Source organism: Paenibacillus sp. FSL R10-2748 (genome assembly GCF_038005565.1).
GTDB classification, from domain to species: Bacteria; Bacillota; Bacilli; order Paenibacillales; family Paenibacillaceae; genus Paenibacillus; species Paenibacillus polymyxa_B.
Genome location: NZ_JBBOTK010000001.1, coordinates 995,763 through 1,012,148 on the forward strand (window position 1 = coordinate 995,763; position 16,386 = coordinate 1,012,148).

At 47.4% G+C, this 16,386-nt stretch carries 15 protein-coding genes and 5 tRNA genes; 5 read left to right on the plus strand and 15 right to left on the minus strand.

Going from position 1 to position 16,386, the window contains the following annotated elements:
* Nucleotides 1–38: 38 nt before the first annotated feature.
* The 5 genes from NSS66_RS04730 to NSS66_RS04750 all read right to left on the minus strand — a co-directional run bounded on the left by NSS66_RS04730 (nucleotide 39) and on the right by NSS66_RS04750 (nucleotide 1,549).
* Complete coding sequence (locus NSS66_RS04730) at nucleotides 39–413, minus strand: helix-turn-helix domain-containing protein (RefSeq protein ID WP_023987599.1); 375 nt, start codon at nucleotides 411–413, stop codon at nucleotides 39–41.
* A 185-nt stretch (nucleotides 414–598) separates the two neighbouring features.
* Nucleotides 599–1,054 (minus strand): MarR family winged helix-turn-helix transcriptional regulator, encoded by a 456-nt coding sequence (locus tag NSS66_RS04735; protein WP_053324898.1) that lies wholly within the window; start codon nucleotides 1,052–1,054, stop codon nucleotides 599–601.
* Nucleotides 1,055–1,217: 163 nt separating this feature from the next.
* Nucleotides 1,218–1,300 (minus strand) — tRNA-Leu (locus NSS66_RS04740).
* Between the two features lie 15 nt (nucleotides 1,301–1,315).
* Nucleotides 1,316–1,391 (minus strand) — tRNA-Lys (locus NSS66_RS04745).
* An 86-nt stretch (nucleotides 1,392–1,477) separates the two neighbouring features.
* Nucleotides 1,478–1,549 (minus strand) — tRNA-Glu (locus tag NSS66_RS04750).
* A 244-nt stretch (nucleotides 1,550–1,793) separates the two neighbouring features.
* Between NSS66_RS04750 and NSS66_RS04755 the strand changes: the two genes are divergently transcribed.
* On the plus strand, nucleotides 1,794–2,555 hold the full coding sequence (locus tag NSS66_RS04755) for a DeoR/GlpR family DNA-binding transcription regulator (protein ID WP_013309250.1): 762 nt from the start codon (nucleotides 1,794–1,796) through the stop codon (nucleotides 2,553–2,555).
* A 68-nt stretch (nucleotides 2,556–2,623) separates the two neighbouring features.
* Complete coding sequence (locus tag NSS66_RS04760) at nucleotides 2,624–3,499, plus strand: Cof-type HAD-IIB family hydrolase (protein ID WP_340958512.1); 876 nt, start codon at nucleotides 2,624–2,626, stop codon at nucleotides 3,497–3,499.
* A gap of 178 nt (nucleotides 3,500–3,677) precedes the next feature.
* On the opposite strand, the gene NSS66_RS04765 is transcribed toward NSS66_RS04760, so the two are convergent.
* The 3 genes from NSS66_RS04765 to NSS66_RS04775 form a co-directional block, all read right to left on the minus strand.
* Nucleotides 3,678–3,766 (minus strand) — tRNA-Ser (locus NSS66_RS04765).
* A 1-nt stretch (nucleotide 3,767) separates the two neighbouring features.
* A tRNA-Asn gene (locus NSS66_RS04770) sits at nucleotides 3,768–3,843 on the minus strand.
* A 44-nt stretch (nucleotides 3,844–3,887) separates the two neighbouring features.
* Nucleotides 3,888–4,424 (minus strand): SprT family protein, encoded by a 537-nt coding sequence (locus tag NSS66_RS04775; protein WP_264454050.1) that lies wholly within the window; start codon nucleotides 4,422–4,424, stop codon nucleotides 3,888–3,890.
* 144 nt (nucleotides 4,425–4,568) lie between these two features.
* Here NSS66_RS04775 and cmpA point away from each other — a divergent pair, with 144 nt between their 5' ends.
* A complete protein-coding gene (gene cmpA / locus NSS66_RS04780) occupies nucleotides 4,569–4,703 on the plus strand; it encodes a cortex morphogenetic protein CmpA (protein ID WP_007429337.1) in 135 nt (44 codons plus the stop codon).
* 104 nt (nucleotides 4,704–4,807) lie between these two features.
* On the opposite strand, the gene NSS66_RS04785 is transcribed toward cmpA, so the two are convergent.
* The 6 genes from NSS66_RS04785 to NSS66_RS04810 form a co-directional block, all read right to left on the minus strand.
* Nucleotides 4,808–7,030: a Tex family protein gene (locus tag NSS66_RS04785; RefSeq protein WP_340958513.1), complete on the minus strand. Its 2,223-nt coding sequence runs from the start codon at nucleotides 7,028–7,030 to the stop codon at nucleotides 4,808–4,810.
* 179 nt (nucleotides 7,031–7,209) lie between these two features.
* Nucleotides 7,210–7,560 carry a type II toxin-antitoxin system PemK/MazF family toxin gene (locus NSS66_RS04790; protein WP_007429335.1) on the minus strand — a complete coding sequence of 117 codons (351 nt, stop codon included), beginning with the start codon at nucleotides 7,558–7,560 and terminating at the stop codon, nucleotides 7,210–7,212.
* Nucleotides 7,561–7,566: 6 nt separating this feature from the next.
* On the minus strand, nucleotides 7,567–7,848 hold the full coding sequence (locus NSS66_RS04795) for a CopG family ribbon-helix-helix protein (protein WP_007429334.1): 282 nt from the start codon (nucleotides 7,846–7,848) through the stop codon (nucleotides 7,567–7,569).
* Between the two features lie 293 nt (nucleotides 7,849–8,141).
* Entirely contained in the window at nucleotides 8,142–9,338 is a 1,197-nt protein-coding gene (gene alr / locus NSS66_RS04800) for an alanine racemase (protein WP_340958514.1), read from the minus strand.
* A gap of 258 nt (nucleotides 9,339–9,596) precedes the next feature.
* A complete protein-coding gene (locus tag NSS66_RS04805; protein WP_023987594.1) occupies nucleotides 9,597–10,874 on the minus strand; it encodes an outer membrane lipoprotein-sorting protein in 1,278 nt (425 codons plus the stop codon).
* A gap of 110 nt (nucleotides 10,875–10,984) precedes the next feature.
* On the minus strand, nucleotides 10,985–11,617 hold the full coding sequence (locus NSS66_RS04810; protein ID WP_023987593.1) for a LysE family translocator: 633 nt from the start codon (nucleotides 11,615–11,617) through the stop codon (nucleotides 10,985–10,987).
* A 236-nt stretch (nucleotides 11,618–11,853) separates the two neighbouring features.
* Between NSS66_RS04810 and NSS66_RS04815 the strand changes: the two genes are divergently transcribed.
* Both NSS66_RS04815 and NSS66_RS04820 read left to right on the plus strand, forming a co-directional pair.
* Nucleotides 11,854–12,846 carry an ABC transporter substrate-binding protein gene (locus tag NSS66_RS04815; RefSeq protein ID WP_340958515.1) on the plus strand — a complete coding sequence of 331 codons (993 nt, stop codon included), beginning with the start codon at nucleotides 11,854–11,856 and terminating at the stop codon, nucleotides 12,844–12,846.
* A 109-nt stretch (nucleotides 12,847–12,955) separates the two neighbouring features.
* On the plus strand, nucleotides 12,956–14,686 hold the full coding sequence (locus NSS66_RS04820) for an ABC transporter substrate-binding protein (RefSeq protein WP_023987591.1): 1,731 nt from the start codon (nucleotides 12,956–12,958) through the stop codon (nucleotides 14,684–14,686).
* Between the two features lie 24 nt (nucleotides 14,687–14,710).
* Here the strand turns inward: NSS66_RS04820 and NSS66_RS04825 are convergent, their stop codons facing one another.
* Nucleotides 14,711–16,342, minus strand: a complete 1,632-nt coding sequence (locus NSS66_RS04825; RefSeq protein WP_053324894.1) for a formate--tetrahydrofolate ligase — start codon at nucleotides 16,340–16,342, stop codon at nucleotides 14,711–14,713.
* Between the last annotated feature and the right edge of the window lie 44 nt (nucleotides 16,343–16,386).

Genomic DNA, 16,386 nt, shown 5'->3' on the forward strand with positions numbered 1-16,386 from the left:
TTACTCATTAGTAATCCTCATCAAATCCTAAGCAACCATTACCCCATAGTAGAATTGCGCTGGTTTTTCTCTTTACGAAAGCGGGTAAATTCAATATACTCAAGTATAAAATTTCTTTCCGCCTCACTTAGCGGTTCCTCCTGGCAATTCAGTTGCCCTGAAGCGTCAAAAAAATAAGGGTCTTGCGACTCCTTTAGCACCTCACCCTGTACATCTCGACCCAGCATAATCCAATCCAGACTGGCATCAAAAAACGAAGCAATTTCAATGAGTTTATTCGTGCCCGGCGTCGTTTTTCCTCTTTTCCAATCCCCGAAGTTCCCTGTACTAATGCCTAACTGCTGGCAGAACGCCTTTTTCGTCATTCCCCGTTCCTTGATGAGTTCCTCAATGCGATGGTAAATAGATTGCATAGAAGTTCCTTCCTCCCTAGCAGGCTCTCAAATAACGATATCATGTTCTCTGTTCCCATTTCAAAGATCACGTATGCTAAAATTACCGAATTATGTATGTTGGTTTCCATTATACCACAACACGCAACAAAAACCGCCTGTTTTCCGAAGAAAGGGCGGTCTTTAAGCCAGTTCACTTACGCCAATCACGTAGCAGCGTTGTCGATTTTAAGTAAGATATGCTTCAATTCATTCAAAGTTTCACTCAGATGCAATAAATCTTCTTCTGGCAGATACACCAGTCTTTCTTGAATTTTATTGGAGAAGGTATGAAATACCTGTTCACAAAAAGCATCGCCTTCCTGTGTAATCGCCACATTCACGACTCTGCGATCCGAATCACACGACTGGCGGTCAGCCAACCCATGCTCCACCAGTTTGTCCAGAAGAGGAGTCATGTTCGGACGTGAGACATTGAGCTGTTTGGATAAATCAGATACCGTAGACAAGCGCACCTCACGCAGAAGCAGTAATACCTGAAAGTTATTAGGCGACAAGTGTAATGGTAAATCGAGCGGACCGTAGGTGAAAAATTTCTTCTTCACAATCGGAAACAAGCCCAAAATATTTTCTGATATATTTCCTAACAGTTGAGTGTCCATATTTTTCACCGTCACTTCATAAGTTTATACTTATCATTCTATAACATTATGGCATTATATTATACTATGGAATCATTATTTCATCATAATCATTACTTTATTACATCACTACACAAATAAAAAAAGCCTCTACCGCGAGAGACTTTTCCGTTTATTCCATTGATGCGGTCGAGAGGACTCGAACCTCCACGAGCGTACGCTCACTACCCCCTCAAGATAGCGTGTCTGCCATTCCACCACGACCGCATAACAAAATATAAATGGTGAGCCATGAAGGACTCGAACCTTCGACACCCTGATTAAAAGTCAGGTGCTCTACCAACTGAGCTAATGGCTCATGCTGTTCATCCAAGCTGTCCGCCATTAGACCAGACCTCAGGAATTTCCCTTAAGCATGCAACATGTAGTCTATAAAGACAACAATGACCCGTAGGGGATTCGAACCCCTGTTACCTCCGTGAAAGGGAGGTGTCTTAACCCCTTGACCAACGGGCCTTATTATTATACGCCAACTTGGCGACAAGAAAGAGTATATCAAATAGAATAACGAATGGCAATACTTATTTCTAAAATTTTTAAAAAAGCAGTTTTTATAAGCACAAAATTCGCATTTACTTAAAATACCTTATCTAAAATCACTAAAATCCTGAAAACAGCGATAAATGATTGCAATATCACTTGTATTTACTTATAATCACTTACGAGATACCGAAATAATTATATATCAGAGGAGCTTTTTATGTATCAGGAAGAACGAATGTTAAAAATCGTTGATTACTTACAGCTTCATAAGCGTATTTCGGTGGATGATATTTGTGAATTTTTTAATGTTTCACGAGATACGGCCCGTCGAGACCTCGTAAAACTTGAAGAGCATCAAAAAATTATTCGCACCCGCGGCGGCGCTCTTCTCCCTACACTTCATCACGATCCAATTGGAAATTATAATGAAAGACTACTTACTGTATCCGAGGAGAAACAAGTGATCGGACAACTGGCTGCCAGCATGGTACGAGATAAGGATCGTATTATATTGGATTCCTCTACCACCGTACAGGCGTGTGCAGAAAGACTGAATGTGCAGGAATGTTCGGTCATCACCAATTCAATCAATCAGGCTGACGTGCTATCTGGAAAAGACGGTGTCTCCATTCATCTGCTGGGAGGCCGCCTGCAAAAAGAACACCGATATGTATATGGCTCCTCCGTGATCGCCACTTTGTCTCACTATTTTGTAGACAAAGCCTTTATCGGGATTGGTGGTATATCTGCCCACGGACTAAGCCTGATTCATGAAGAAGACGGCATGCTGAAGCATCAGATGATGAAACAGGCAGATCAGGTGATCATCCTTGCGGACCATTCGAAATTCGGAATCAATTTTCCATATCGTTTTGCCGATCTGTCTGAAGTTAATATCGTGATCACCGACAGATTGCCAGAACCAGCGATGCTGGAAATTTTGCAACATTATGATGTGGAAGTTGTTGTACCCTCATAAATATGAAACTGCTTAGCTAGAACTCAAGATTTATCACAGAGATATCGAAAGACAGGAGCTGGGGAGAAATGAAACTGTTTGCGATTGATATGGATGGAACACTGCTGAACGAGGAAGGAAAAATAAGCAAAGTGAACGCGGAGGCTATACGCCAAGCACAGCAGCAAGGCGTTCAGGTGACAATTGCCACTGGTAGAGCTGCTTATGACGCCTGGACGAAGCTAGAGGAAGCAGAGCTTGTAACTCCCGTCATTGGAGCAAACGGCGCAACCGTACACGATGTGCATCGTCGTCAGTTAACCTCTACTCCTATGGGCCGCAGTGAAACGTTTGAAGTGCTGAGCTGGCTGCATGACAACGACTTTTACTATGAGGTCATGACAGACCGCGCTATTTATTCTCCACAAAACGGACATCAGCTGCTTGCTGTTGAAATGGACCGCTTGCTGAGCTCCAACCCGGATATTTCGCTGGATACTTTATTACATGCAGCTGAAAAACAATATGAACAGACCGGACATACTCGCATCGCTTCATATGAGGACATTCCACTGGATGTAGAGATTTATAACGTGCTCTGTTTCTCCTTTGATCAAGCCAAATTGGATTGGGGCCGTGAACGTTACCGAAGTTTTCAGGGCCTAAACATGGTCATCTCTTCAGACCGTAACTTTGAAGTCGAGCATAGGGATGCGTCTAAAGGTAATGCATTGCGTTATCTGGCGAATCATCTGAGCATTCCCATGCAGGAAGCCGTAGCGATTGGGGACAGCTACAACGATATCTCCATGCTGACGATGGCAGGAACAGGCATTGCCATGGGCAATGCAAAAGACGACATCAAGGCCGTCTGCTCCGAAGTGACTCTGACTAATGCAGAAGATGGCGTTGCTCATGCTCTGTTGAACATACTCAAGACAGTCGAGGCTGACAGCGTGAAATAGAAGTTATTGGCTGCGTACAAGACAGGCTAACGTCGCTTCATGCTGTACGAAGCACGTCCGCCTCTCCATTTAAACGATTTCAGTCCACCATTATTCTCAAAGCAGATATAGACGAAAAGGACGCTCGCAAGCATCATTACAATGCATACGAGCGTCCTTTTTCTGCTTAAAATACCAACGGAGAGAGAGGGATTCGAACCCTCGCACCGCTTTCGCAGCCTAACCCCTTAGCAGAGGGTCCCCTTATAGCCACTTGGGTACCTCTCCATGGCTCCCCGAACAGGACTCGAACCTGTGACAACTCGATTAACAGTCGAGTGCTCTACCAACTGAGCTATCAGGGAACATTACTGTAAATTATCATACAGTATGGTTAATTTACCATGATTCAGGGGGTGCCGTCAAGTGCCAACAGGCGAAGCTTACCTCCACACTTCCCACAGCGATACCGCTGAGGATTCATCTTACGCTTGCGCATATACTCCTGTTTACAGGAAACGCATACTAGCTTGTAACGATAAGGCTGAGGCTTACGTTCCGTTCTTCCTGGCAGAGTCTGACAATGCCTGCTCCCTCCTACACGGGCAAGCCATGCTTTGAAGTCAGCATCTCTATGCTGATAGCCCATCCCTCGCAAATGTAAATGATAATGGCACAGCTCATGCTTAATAATTTTCTCCACCTCAGAACGTCCGTAAGCTGCGAGTTGATGTGGATTAATTTCAATATGATGACTTTTCATAAAATACCTACCGCCTGTGGAAGACAGGCGCGCATTAAAGGTGGCTTGATGTCGAAACGGCACGCCGAAGCTCTCCAGCGAAATGCGCTCTACCCATTCTTGAAGCTCTTCATTACTCATAGAACGGTTCATAGAATGGTTCATAGAATGGTTCATTGAATTGCTCAGGGACTTAGACTCCATCCTTCCGGTCTCTCCTCCTTTGCTCCTTACTGACAAGCATATTATAAAATAACGGCCTAAGTCTAACCCCCAATTCATAAGCACACTTTAGGTACCCACCCCATATGCTAAACATACAGAAGTAACGCAGAGGAGGAGATCGGCTTGCCTCAATGGCTCAGCAACCAGCTCATGCGGGCCTTTTACAAAAAGGACCGGCGCCAAATTAAACTGTTGAACGATTGTTGGTTTTTTTATCATAAAGCACCTGGCGTGGAGTTCGATGCCAACAACGGGTAGAAGCTAAGGCATCCAAAAATGAAAGCCGGAATCTCCGATGCAGTTCGGAGATTCCGGCTTTTGTTATACCTTCACAAGAAGGTTGTACAGCTTTATTTAAAGTATTATGCCTGCGATTGCGCCTCTGCAGGAGGTTTCATCGTCAGACCAACCCTGCCTTTTTTCAAATCAACATTTAACACCCACACCGTCACGTTATCACCGACAGATACGACATCCATCGGATGCTTTACGAAGCCACTGCGCAGCTGTGAAATATGAACCAACCCGTCACTTTTAATACCGATATCGACAAATGCGCCGAAATCAATGACATTGCGGACGGTTCCCTGAAGCTCCATACCCGGTGAGAGATCCTCGATCTTCAGCACATCCTTGCGGAATACAGGCAACGGCAGCTCGTCACGCGGGTCACGGCCCGGACGCTGGAGACTGTCCAGAATATCCTTCAGTGTTGGCACGCCGACTTCAAGCTTTGCAGCCAATTCGTCAATGTTGGACACGCTCAGTGCTTCCATTGCAGTCTTAGTACCCAGATCGTGGGCGCTGATGTTCAGTTCCGCCAACAGGCGGTCTACGACAGCATACGATTCAGGGTGAATCGGTGTACGGTCCAGTGGATTTTCTCCACCCGGTATACGGATAAAGCCTACAGATTGCTCGTAGGTTTTTGCACCAAGGCGCGGCACCTTCTGCAACTGACGACGGCTGCTGAATTTACCGTTTTCCTCACGGTACTTAACGATGTTTTTGGCAATCGTCGCATTGATCCCCGCTACATAGGATAACAGCGCAGAGGAAGCCGTGTTCACATCCACACCGACATGGTTAACGGCTGATTCGACAACATCCTTTAAGCTTTCATCCAGATATTTCTGCGACACATCATGCTGGTATTGGCCTACACCAATAGCCTTCGGCTCAATCTTGACCAGCTCAGCCAGCGGGTCCTGCACACGACGTGCGATGGAAGCCGCACTGCGCTCAGCCACGTCCAAATCGGGAAATTCCTCCTGTGCCAGCTTGGAGGCAGAGTATACGCTCGCGCCCGCCTCATTGACGATCAGATACGCTAGACTGCTGTCACCAATGTCCGCAATGACTTCCGCTACAAATTGCTCTGTCTCGCGCGAAGCGGTTCCGTTACCAATGACAATCAATTCGATACCATATTGGGCAATTAGCTGCTTGAACTTTTCAGCAGCCTCGCGCTTCTTGTTATTCGGCGGTGTCGGATACGTCACAGCCACTTCGAGCAGCTTGCCGGTGTCATCGACAACCGCCAGCTTACAGCCTGTCCGATAGGCCGGATCGACACCGAGCACACGTCGGCCCTTGATCGGAGCCTGTAGCAACAGGCTGCGCAAGTTGCCTGCAAAGATGGAGATGGCCTGCTGCTCGCCCTTCTCCGTCATTTCAGCGCGTACTTCACGCTCGATAGATGGCGCGATAAGTCTTTTATACGCATCCTCAATGACACTGCGCAGCAGATCTTGCACGACAGACGATCCTTTAATCACTTGGCCAGCCACGTAATTGTAAATGGAATCTGGCGCCACCTCAAGACCAACCTTAAGAATGCCTTCCCGCTCCCCGCGATTAATTGCCAGAATACGGTGAGGTGGCATTTTCTTAGCGAGCTCACGATAGCTGTAGTAGTTCTCATACACGGATTCTTGCTCCGCGTCCTTCGCTTCGGAGGTCAACATACCATGGTCCAGCGTGTATCGGCGTACCCATTGGCGAATAGCCGCATCATCCGCTATATTTTCAGCTAAAATGTCCAAGGCTCCTTGGATGGCCGCCTCAGCGCTGTCCACTCCCAGTTCCGCATTTACATAGGACTCGGCTTCTTTCAGAGCATCGCCCTGCTTCGGCTGGCTCCAGATCCAGATGGACAGCGGCTCCAGTCCCCGTTCCTTCGCTACACTGGCGCGGGTTTTGCGTTTTTGCCGATACGGACGATACAGATCCTCCACTTCCTGAAGTTTAACCGCAGAGGTGATAGCAGTCTGCAGGTCTTCCGTCAGCTTGCCCTGCTCATCAATAATGCGGATGACCTCTACCTTACGATCCTCCAGATTACGCAAATACACCACACGATCTTCAATTTCACGCAGCTGATTTTCATCCAGCTCTCCTGTCATTTCCTTACGATAACGCGCGATAAAAGGAATTGTATTCCCTTCATCCAACAAACTGATCGTTGTCCGGATTTGCTTGAGTGCCAGCGACAGCTCTCTCGCCACTTGTTTGACAATCCGCTCTTGGCGTTCTGCTTCGTTCGGCTCCTGCCGGATTTCCGTCTTCGTTTCCTCGTTAGACAAACCTATCCCTTCTTCCTCACAGCTCTTGTCTTACACCATGTCTTTCATTATCACAAAAAAAGATTCAAAGCGCCAGCAGGTGACGTTAAAGCAAGCCCTACCTGCATTTTTCATTGGACACGCAAAAGGGCAGCGCCCAAGCGCTGCCCTTTTCCCGTTTCACTCGTCGTTCCATCACGCTAAAAATCAATCAAACCGAGACTGATTTGTAGCGAATCGCTCACTTTGCGCATGGTTTCTTCATCTAAATGGGTGATTTTGTCGGTAAGCCTTTGCTTGTCGATCGTCCGAATTTGCTCCAGAAGAACAACAGAATCACGATCAAAGCCATGCGTCGCCGCGTCGATTTCCACGTGTGTAGGCAGCTTTGCCTTCTGAATCTGAGCGGTGATAGCTGCTACGATCACAGTAGGACTAAACCGGTTGCCGATATCATTTTGAATGATCAGCACAGGTCTGACGCCACCTTGCTCGGAACCGACTACGGGTGAAAGGTCTGCAAAAAAAACGTCGCCGCGCTTTACGATCAATATGGATTACACCCCGCTAACTGTACGGCCCAAGGTGCTGTTTGCATCTTCCTCCGCGTGAAAGGCTTCGGATGCCATGGTTAAGTTGATTTTAGCCATTTCCATGTATCCACGCTGCATAGCTTCACGAATGTAACGTTTTTTACGTTCGCCTACATACAGCTTCATGGCCTGCCTGATAAATTCACTGCGGTTGGAATTTTCCATAGCTACGATCCCGTCCACTTCCTGCAAGAGATGATCTGGCAAACTGATCATTATTCTTTTGGTGTTCTGCAAATTGGCCAACTTCTCTTCCACCCCCAAAACCTTGTCGCCATTGTACCATTATAACGTTATTCCCGGTAATTTATTCAAACGGAATACAAGAGAATGTATATGATATTCGTATATCATCTATGCTGCATTCCATTATAAACTACGCAGTTCGTTTTCGTACAGGCGTTTGATCCCCGAAATACAAGTGTCAGCGGAGCCTGATGCGTCTTTTGACAGTTATAGCGCTCTTTTCTTTCCTTTGTACATATTTCGGGACGTTCTGCGAAAACTCCTGCTTTTATTCGGTAATTTGCGTTATGAAATTAATTCCAGCGGGTTGGAAGAAGCGAGTTCACTCGAACAACAGGAACATGACCTCGTGTGTATACACGCGGTACCCTATCTGCGATCATGCAGATCACCTCATAGTGGATCGTACCAAGCTTGGATGCCAACTCATCCGCCGCGATAGTTTCGCCGGACTGCTGGCCGATGAGAACAACCTCTTCGCCGGTTTGGATTTCTTCCGCATCTTCTGCGAAAGATTGTAAGGATACCATACACTGGTCCATGCAAATCGTACCGAGTACCGGGACGCGGCGACCGCGTATCAACACTTCGATCTTCCCACTCAGCATGCGGGAGTATCCATCCGCATAGCCGATTGGCAGTGTACCGATCCGTTCTTCACTGGAGGTTACATACCGGGTGCCATAGCTAACTCCCCAGCCGGGAGGAAGCGTCTTGGTATAAACCACCGCCGTCTTCAATGACAATACAGGCAGCAGCTCAATAGCTTGCCGGTTAACCTCATCAGACGGGTACAGACCGTATATACTGATACCAATCCGCACCAAATTGGGGGAAAGAGAAGGGGTATCAATGGTGGCGGCGCTGTTGCCCGTATGTATAATGGGAATGGTGATACCTTGTTCCCTTAGCGCTTCCGCCACGCCCCGAAACCGATCATATTGTAGCAGTGTATAGCTTTTGTCTTCTTCATCCGCGCGGGCAAAATGGGTGTACATGCCTTCCAGCAGCACTTGCTCTAATTCGTGAGCCTGCCGGACAAAAGCCATAGCCTCTTCTCCAGGCAGCAAACCCAGTCTTCCCATGCCGCTGTCTATTTTGATGTGCACCTTCAACTTGCGTTCGTTTCCTTGGCGGTCCAGTCTGCGGATACCCTCCAGCACTTCCTCACTGAACACTGTCAATGAGATATCATGATCCCAAGCCGTTTGTACAGCTTCCGGTGAGGTGTAACCAAGTACTAGAATTGGTAGCTGAACCCCTGCATGACGAAGCTCCAACGCTTCATCCAGAAAAGCGACGCTCAAATAATCCGCACCAAGGCGTTCCAATTCCTTTGAAATTTCCACGGCACCGTGTCCGTAGGCATTAGCCTTGACACAGACCAGTATCAGCTTATCCGCTGGCAATGCCTTGCGAAAAGCTTCATAGTTGGCGCCAAGGTGATCCAGGTTGATTTCGGCCCGGGTCGATCTGTATTGTGCTTGCAAATCCAGTCACCTTCTTCAATTGTTAGCCTGTAACATAACCTTTTACCATTCGGAGTGTGGCAAAGTTCTTGCTTCCAAAGGTTAATGGTAATGTTCAAAAACGTGGCTGTCAATGGCAGGAGACGTTTGCCTGCATCCTCTACAATGAACACGACATACAAGCGGTGCACATCCCAGACCGCGAATGAACAAAAGACGGATACGGGCGGCAGCAGAGCATTTTTACACTCTAGACCGTCTGCATCCGTCTATAAAGTTTTATTTACCCGATTGATCCTGTATAGAAGCGGCAATTTGTATCATTTCGCTCACAGGCAGGTCAGCACTGGTGATTCTGAACTCGATTCCGTCATTCATCCAGGTCATCGTCTGCTGTTCGCCTCCGGTCAGAACGGCAAAGCTTCCTCCAATATCAACCAGTTCGCCTGCGGCCAGTGCGACCGCCCGATCTTTGGGACGTGCCTCTACAATGGTATAGTTATACGTTCCACTATACCGCAGCATCACCGCATGTGTACCATTATCCTCGAGCTCCGGCGTATCCTTGATCTGTACTCCGGCTGGCGTGTAGGACGGTTCGATCAAGCCGAACTCACCCATCACAGCTTCTGCCGCATTTGTTCCCGCTGACGTTCCGTTTGTGGCATCCGATGTGCCCGGGGTTTGTTGCTGCGCCTCTGCGTTGGCTGCTGCGTCCGGTTTGGATGTATCGTTTGTGGCAGTACCGTCCACCTTCGCTTCCCCTGACGGCTGCTGGACTGCATCCCCTGCTGTTCCCTGCTCTTGTCCGGGTTCGCCAGACGTCACGCCAGTCGTCCCATCCACCGCACCGGAAGGATCAAGCTGACCGCTGGAATCTACTGCTCCAGAAGATGGCGCCCCTTCGCTACCCGTACTCGTCTTACCTGAAGCCATGTTCCGCTCCATATCAAAGGAGTCCTTGTCAAACTTCGTATCAAAAGCAAATTGATCGAATTTCAGATCAACAACTACCTTGGCATTCGCATCAGACACCTGTACCTGAGTGGGTGCATAGTCATTTTTGGACAGCCATATCTTTTGTCTCACCAGCGCATGGCTGTTGTAATTTGCTGCCACATCAAACACATAGGATTTATCGTCGGTAGCCAACTGACGGGAGGCATCGCCGATAATGCTGCGAACTAACGTTTCATATAAATATACTTGACCCTGATTGTTTGGCCAGTCGCTTTTGAAACGGAAGCTTTTGTTCAGGCTGGGTGTCAGTACAAATACACCCTCATCATTACGAAGCACAATTTGCGTAACATCCTTTTTCTCGTTCGTCATGGCAATTCGGTAATAGGACGGCTTGCGGTAGGAAATATCAACCTTGTATTCCTGCGGCGTGTCGCCGGTATGCAGCGTCATCAAAGCTGTACCGTGGTAGCTGTTCAGGTCGCTCACCACGTCACTCAAATCTTTAACCACATCGTCCGCGCTCTTCTTGCCGCACCCGGCCAGTAGCAGCGTTACACACATGACCATGGCAAGCATCCATGAAATCCGGCGCATGTCATCAACCCCTTCAGCACATGTTTTAAATGAATTAGTACATGTCTATGAAGGACTTGTTCGATTTATGCAGACTGGCATGACAAGCTTGAACGTATCCTTGTGTAATGCTATAAAATCTTTTGGAGAGTGATCATAAATTCATACAGGAAATAAAAAGAAAAACCGATCAAGACCACACCAGCACTGATCGTAACCCACTTGATGGCGGTTCGATTCATCGCTTTTCGTGTTGTCGCTACAAGGATCATCAAGCCTAAATCATGGATAAGAATACCAAACAAAATACCTAAGCCAACAATCAAGAACTGACTTGTATTTGACCGATCAAATGAACTTGCCAGCACAGTTCCAAAAACACTCACCCAAAACACTAAATTTCCTGGTGAAACAGCTACAAGCAGCCCATTTTTATAGGAAGAAAATAATGATTTCGTCTTTTTCTCTCCTTCTAGCGCAATATCATGATCTGCATTTTTAATGCTGTCGTAACCCACGTAGCACAAAAATATAGCTCCAATGAACCACATGATCACCTGTACAACAGATAATGACAAAACTGAGGCCAGACCAAAATATAAACCAATGATTAATAACAAATCGACGGTCATCCCCCCAAGGCCCACAATCCATCCATGCATGAATCCATTCTTTAGCCCTTGCTTCGTCATTTCAATGGTAATTGTACCTACAGGTAGTGCTATAGAGAAACCTAGTAAAACATATGTAATAAACAATGCCATTTCAAAACCCCTTTCAAATGTATAAAAACGATATTCTATACCATAAAAAATGACAAATCAATAAAATTTGAAAAACCTGAAATGAGCTAAGAACACATGAGACTTATTTTGTACAAAATCGGATTCATTGACCAAGTTTGTCCATTGAGTATTGAGGGTCCAGCGCTTATCATTGCTTTTGTGATAATAATTCTCATTTACAAAATTCTGAATCATTCTATTATACGGAGGTTGCTATGACCAACAAGAACTCGACAATCAACAAAAATTCTACTCGACAATACACTGCTCTGATCTGCCTTTTCTTTCTTATGGGGGCATTGCTACTGGGATGCGGCGCATCTCACAATCAGACTGCAAGCAGCAACACAACAGCATCTACAAAAACATCGGAAGCTGCCACAACTCGTGACTACACAGACTATAAGGGACATACAGTGAACATTCCCACGACTCCTGGGCGCATTGCTTACTTCGGAGAAAACTATGGAGATCTATTGGTTTTAGACGTACAAGCTATAGGTACATCGACTTCTATGATTGAGGGCAAGGTTTATGAGAAGCAGGTTCAGAACGTGGCCGATCTGGGGTTCCCGATTAATTTTGAAAAAACCTTGGAACTTCAGCCTGACCTGATCATTACCGCCGATACAGATGAAAAACAATACGCAGCGTTAACAAAAATTGCACCTACAATTATGTTCGATACCTTTGCCCCGTTAAACGAACGTTTGCTACATCTCGGAGACATTGTGAATAAGAAAAAGGCTGCTGAAGATTGGCTTGCCCAATATAAAATAAAGGAAGCGGAGATGTGGACCAAGCTTCACGCAGAGGGTGTTAAGGCGGGGGAAACTGCTTCAGTGTTTACCTACTATCCTGGCGACCGTTTATTCGCAATGGGACGGACAGGACTGTCACAAATACTGTATGAAAAGAATGGTTTCAAGCCTACTCCTCTTATTCAGAAAGCACTGGATGAGGACAAAGGATTTGTACAAATATCTCAGGAAGTGATCGGACAATACGCTGGAGATCGGATTTTCATACTAAGAACACCAAGTTCAGAAGCCCAACAATCCACCGAACAGTTAATGAAAAGCAAGCTGTGGCTCCAGCTTCCTGCTGTCAAACGGGGACGTGTGTACACTCAGGATATTGGCAAAACTGAAAGTGATGCTTCCACTCGAGAATGGCTGCTGGAGGAATTGCCCAAGCTCATCAAATAAAAATTGGAGAAGCTTATCGACACTTGTTGATAGGCTTCTTTTTTGTTGAACCTAAAGGAGGTATACTTATACATACATGATAACCATTCTCAATAAAAGGAGCAATACCGTGAACCAGTCTCCGTCGTCCGTATATCCTCCCCCATTCAGCTCACTGCTTTTTCATTTTAAAGAAATTGCGTTGGTTGGTGAGCCTACCGATGAATTATTATCACGTCCCAATTCATATCACTGTCTTCTTATATTCATCGGTGGGACAGGTATGGTGGACATTGGCCCAGAGCAGTATCTATCCCATACAGATCATGGGTATTGGCTAGCTCCAGGTGAATCCTATCAAATCGCTCCCCTGAATGGAACTGTACCCGAATACTACAAAATCACGTTTGAGGTCATCGCTTTGCCATCAGAACCACAAGCGGACATGGCCTTGGCTGAACACGCAGCACGTATGCCATCCCTATATCATGAACCTGTCCTGCCGGGACCGCGCGAATACATTGCCTCCTCTTCTTCCTCCAAACTTATTCAGTTGACTGAAGAGTTATTTCATAGTACCCAACAAACGGTACAGCCGCATAACCAAACATCTGTATTACGGCAGCAAATCATGTTTCAAGAGTTGCTCTTGTTGTGGCAGGAAGACCACACCCATATTGATCAAAATAATACCTCTAATCCGGCATTGCCAGCATCGGTGGAAGGTACCCTTTCATATATGGAAAACCACTATGAAAAGCCCATTACCGTCAAGCAGCTCGCTGAACAAGCGAACGTTTCCATATGGCAATACTCCCAATTGTTTCGTAAAATTACAGGCAAAAAGCCGCTGCATTACCTCACTGAGCTGCGCTTGAACCATGCCAAGCGGCTGCTGCTGGAATGCAAACGGCCTTTACGTGAAATTGCCCGTCAGGTTGGTTTCTCTGACGAATATTATTTTAATCGACGGTTTAGGCAAATGACCGGGATTCCCCCTGGCAAGTACGCACTTTCTGTCTCAGGTTCTGTGCGCGTCAAGGATTGGACGGGTCACCATATTCACATTCCGCGCCGAGCAAGCCGCATCATCTATCATGGAGAAACGATGGGCGATCTATTGGCATTAGGGGCCAAAGCCATCGGTGGAAGTCTGCGACTCAGTGAATACAGCGTCTATAAACATCGTCTTGTGAATGTCGCCGATGTGGGCCTTCCACTGGATATTCGCTTGACCAGCGCTCTTGATCCCGATCTAATTATCATCGCCAATTCGGATGAACAGGAATATGAGCGCATTGCTAGTATCGCTCCCACCGTCACCTTCAACTCCTTCGCCACGCTGGAGGAACGGATGCGTACACTTGGCGTCTGGCTCGGTAAGGAGCGGGAGGCCGAACGCTGGTTGTCTACCTTTACAGCCCGCAATCTGGCAATGTGGCAGCAGCTCGGTACGCAAATCACAGCCGGAGAAACGGCCTCCGTCTTCATCTTCGATCATGGTGATCGGCTCTTTGTCATGGGGATGTCCGGATTCTCGTCGGCCCTCTACCACCCACAGGGCTTTCAGCCCGTTGAGCTGATCCAAAAGGTGCTCGACGCGGAACAAGGCTTCGCAGAAATAGATCCGAACGAATTGCCTGAGTACGCCGGGGACCGCATTTTTATGCTTGTCCCAACAGCTCCAGAATCCAAACGTACGCTGGAACGTATGATCAGCAGCCCTCTCTGGCGCAGCCTTCCTGCTGTACGTCAAGGTCGGGTATATTTCGTAGAAGCTGACCGCTGGAACTGGAGCGATGCCATGACCCGGCAAAAACTGCTTACTGCACTGCCCAAACTGCTTGGCACTCCATCCTGAGAAGCTGCCATTTTTCTAAAGATACTACATTAGACCTTGAATGCTCCCATCTGCCTCCAGCGACATATGCTCAGCTGCTGGGGATTTGGGCAATCCTGGCATCGTCATAGTATTGCCTGTTTCCACGACCACAAAGCCTGCCCCTGCGGACAAAGAAACGCGGGACACGTGAATGGTAAAGCCCTCCGGTGCACCTAGCAGAGAAGGTTGATCTGAGAAAGAATACGGCGTTTTGGCCATGCATACAGGCAGTTGTCCAAAACCAAGCTGCTCCATACCGGCCAACGCCCGTTTGGCCGCAGGAGTGTAAGCTACCTCTGCCGCACCGTAAAGTTCCTTCGCAATGACACTAATTTTCGCTTGCAAATCAAGTGTATGCTCATACAATGGTGCAAAATGGGCTTTGTCCTCCTGGAGCAGGTTGAGCAGGCTTTGGGCTAGCTTTTCTCCCCCTTGGCTTCCCTGTGCCCACACCTGTGACAGCTCTGCGGGTACACCCAGCTTGCGGCATTCCGAAAATATTAGTTCCAGCTCGGCCTCGCTATCTGTTACAAAATGGTTGACCGCTACCAGTACTGGCACGCCAAACTTTTGCAAATTCCGTACATGCCGGTTCATGTTGGCTAATCCAAGTTGCATTTGCTCCAGATTTTCTGCGTCCAGCTCATTTTTAGCTACACCGCCGTTATATTTCAGCGCTTTGGCGGTTACGACCAACAAAGCCGCATCTGGCTGCAAACCGGATTGACGGCACTTGATGTCAAAAAACTTTTCTGCCCCCAGCTCAGCCCCGAATCCAGCCTCCGTAACGACCACCTCTCCCAGCTTCAGGGCCAGCTTCGTACCGATCAAACTACTGCATCCATGCGCAATATTCGCAAAAGGTCCGCCATGCACAATAACTGGAGTTCCCTCCAACGTTTGCACCAGATTGGGTTTCAATGCTTCCCGAAGCAGCACAGCCATACCTTCCACCGCATGTAGTTCCTCAGCTGTTACCGTTTCGCCATCTACGTTATAACCAATCACCATCCTACCCAATCGCACTTTAAGATCGTCCATATCTTCACTTAAACATAATACCGCCATCACTTCTGAAGCCGAGGTAATCAGAAAGCCACTTTCTCTCACCGCTCCATTACCTGACCCCAATCCGGTCACAATATTTCGTAAACTCCGGTCGTTCATATCGACAGCACGTTTCCACACGATCCGCTCCGGTTTCAACCGCAAAGCATTTCCATGAAACAAATGGTTATCGATCATCGCTGCCAGCAAATTATGCGCAGCTGAAATCGCGTGAATATCACCTGTAAAATGCAGGTTAATGTCTTCTGCCGGAACAATCTGGGCTTGTCCTCCCCCGGTTGCTCCTCCTTTCATGCCGAAGCAAGGGCCAAGGGACGGCTCACGCAACGCAGCAACGGTTTTATGCCCCAGCGCATTCAGCGCCTGTGACAGCCCGATGGTTGTCAGCGTTTTTCCTTCTCCCGCCGGTGTGGGATTCATCGCCGTAACCAGCACCAGCTTTCCATTCGGGCGATCCTTTAACTGCTCCCACAGGGACGGATTCAGCTTCGCTTTATATTTTCCATACGTCTCCAAATGTTCTTCTTCAATTCCTGCTTCTTTGGCTATATCAATAATCCTCTTCATCTTTCGTTATGTACCCCCCGTTTTATAAGTCTGACCGATGGTGC

What these genes read in the sequence shown, in the direction of transcription:
- NSS66_RS04735 (WP_053324898.1), bottom strand. Translation starts at nt 1,054, where the DNA reads ATGGACACTCAACTGTTAGGAAATATATCAGAAAATATTTTGGGCTTG.
- NSS66_RS04815 (WP_340958515.1), top strand. Translation starts at nt 11,854, where the DNA reads ATGACCAACAAGAACTCGACAATCAACAAAAATTCTACTCGACAATAC.
- NSS66_RS04810 (WP_023987593.1), bottom strand. Translation starts at nt 11,617, where the DNA reads ATGGCATTGTTTATTACATATGTTTTACTAGGTTTCTCTATAGCACTA.
- NSS66_RS04805 (WP_023987594.1), bottom strand. Translation starts at nt 10,874, where the DNA reads ATGCGCCGGATTTCATGGATGCTTGCCATGGTCATGTGTGTAACGCTG.
- NSS66_RS04760 (WP_340958512.1), top strand. Translation starts at nt 2,624, where the DNA reads ATGAAACTGTTTGCGATTGATATGGATGGAACACTGCTGAACGAGGAA.
- NSS66_RS04730 (WP_023987599.1), bottom strand. Translation starts at nt 413, where the DNA reads ATGCAATCTATTTACCATCGCATTGAGGAACTCATCAAGGAACGGGGA.
- NSS66_RS04825 (WP_053324894.1), bottom strand. Translation starts at nt 16,342, where the DNA reads ATGAAGAGGATTATTGATATAGCCAAAGAAGCAGGAATTGAAGAAGAA.
- NSS66_RS04775 (WP_264454050.1), bottom strand. Translation starts at nt 4,424, where the DNA reads ATGGAGTCTAAGTCCCTGAGCAATTCAATGAACCATTCTATGAACCAT.
- NSS66_RS04755 (WP_013309250.1), top strand. Translation starts at nt 1,794, where the DNA reads ATGTATCAGGAAGAACGAATGTTAAAAATCGTTGATTACTTACAGCTT.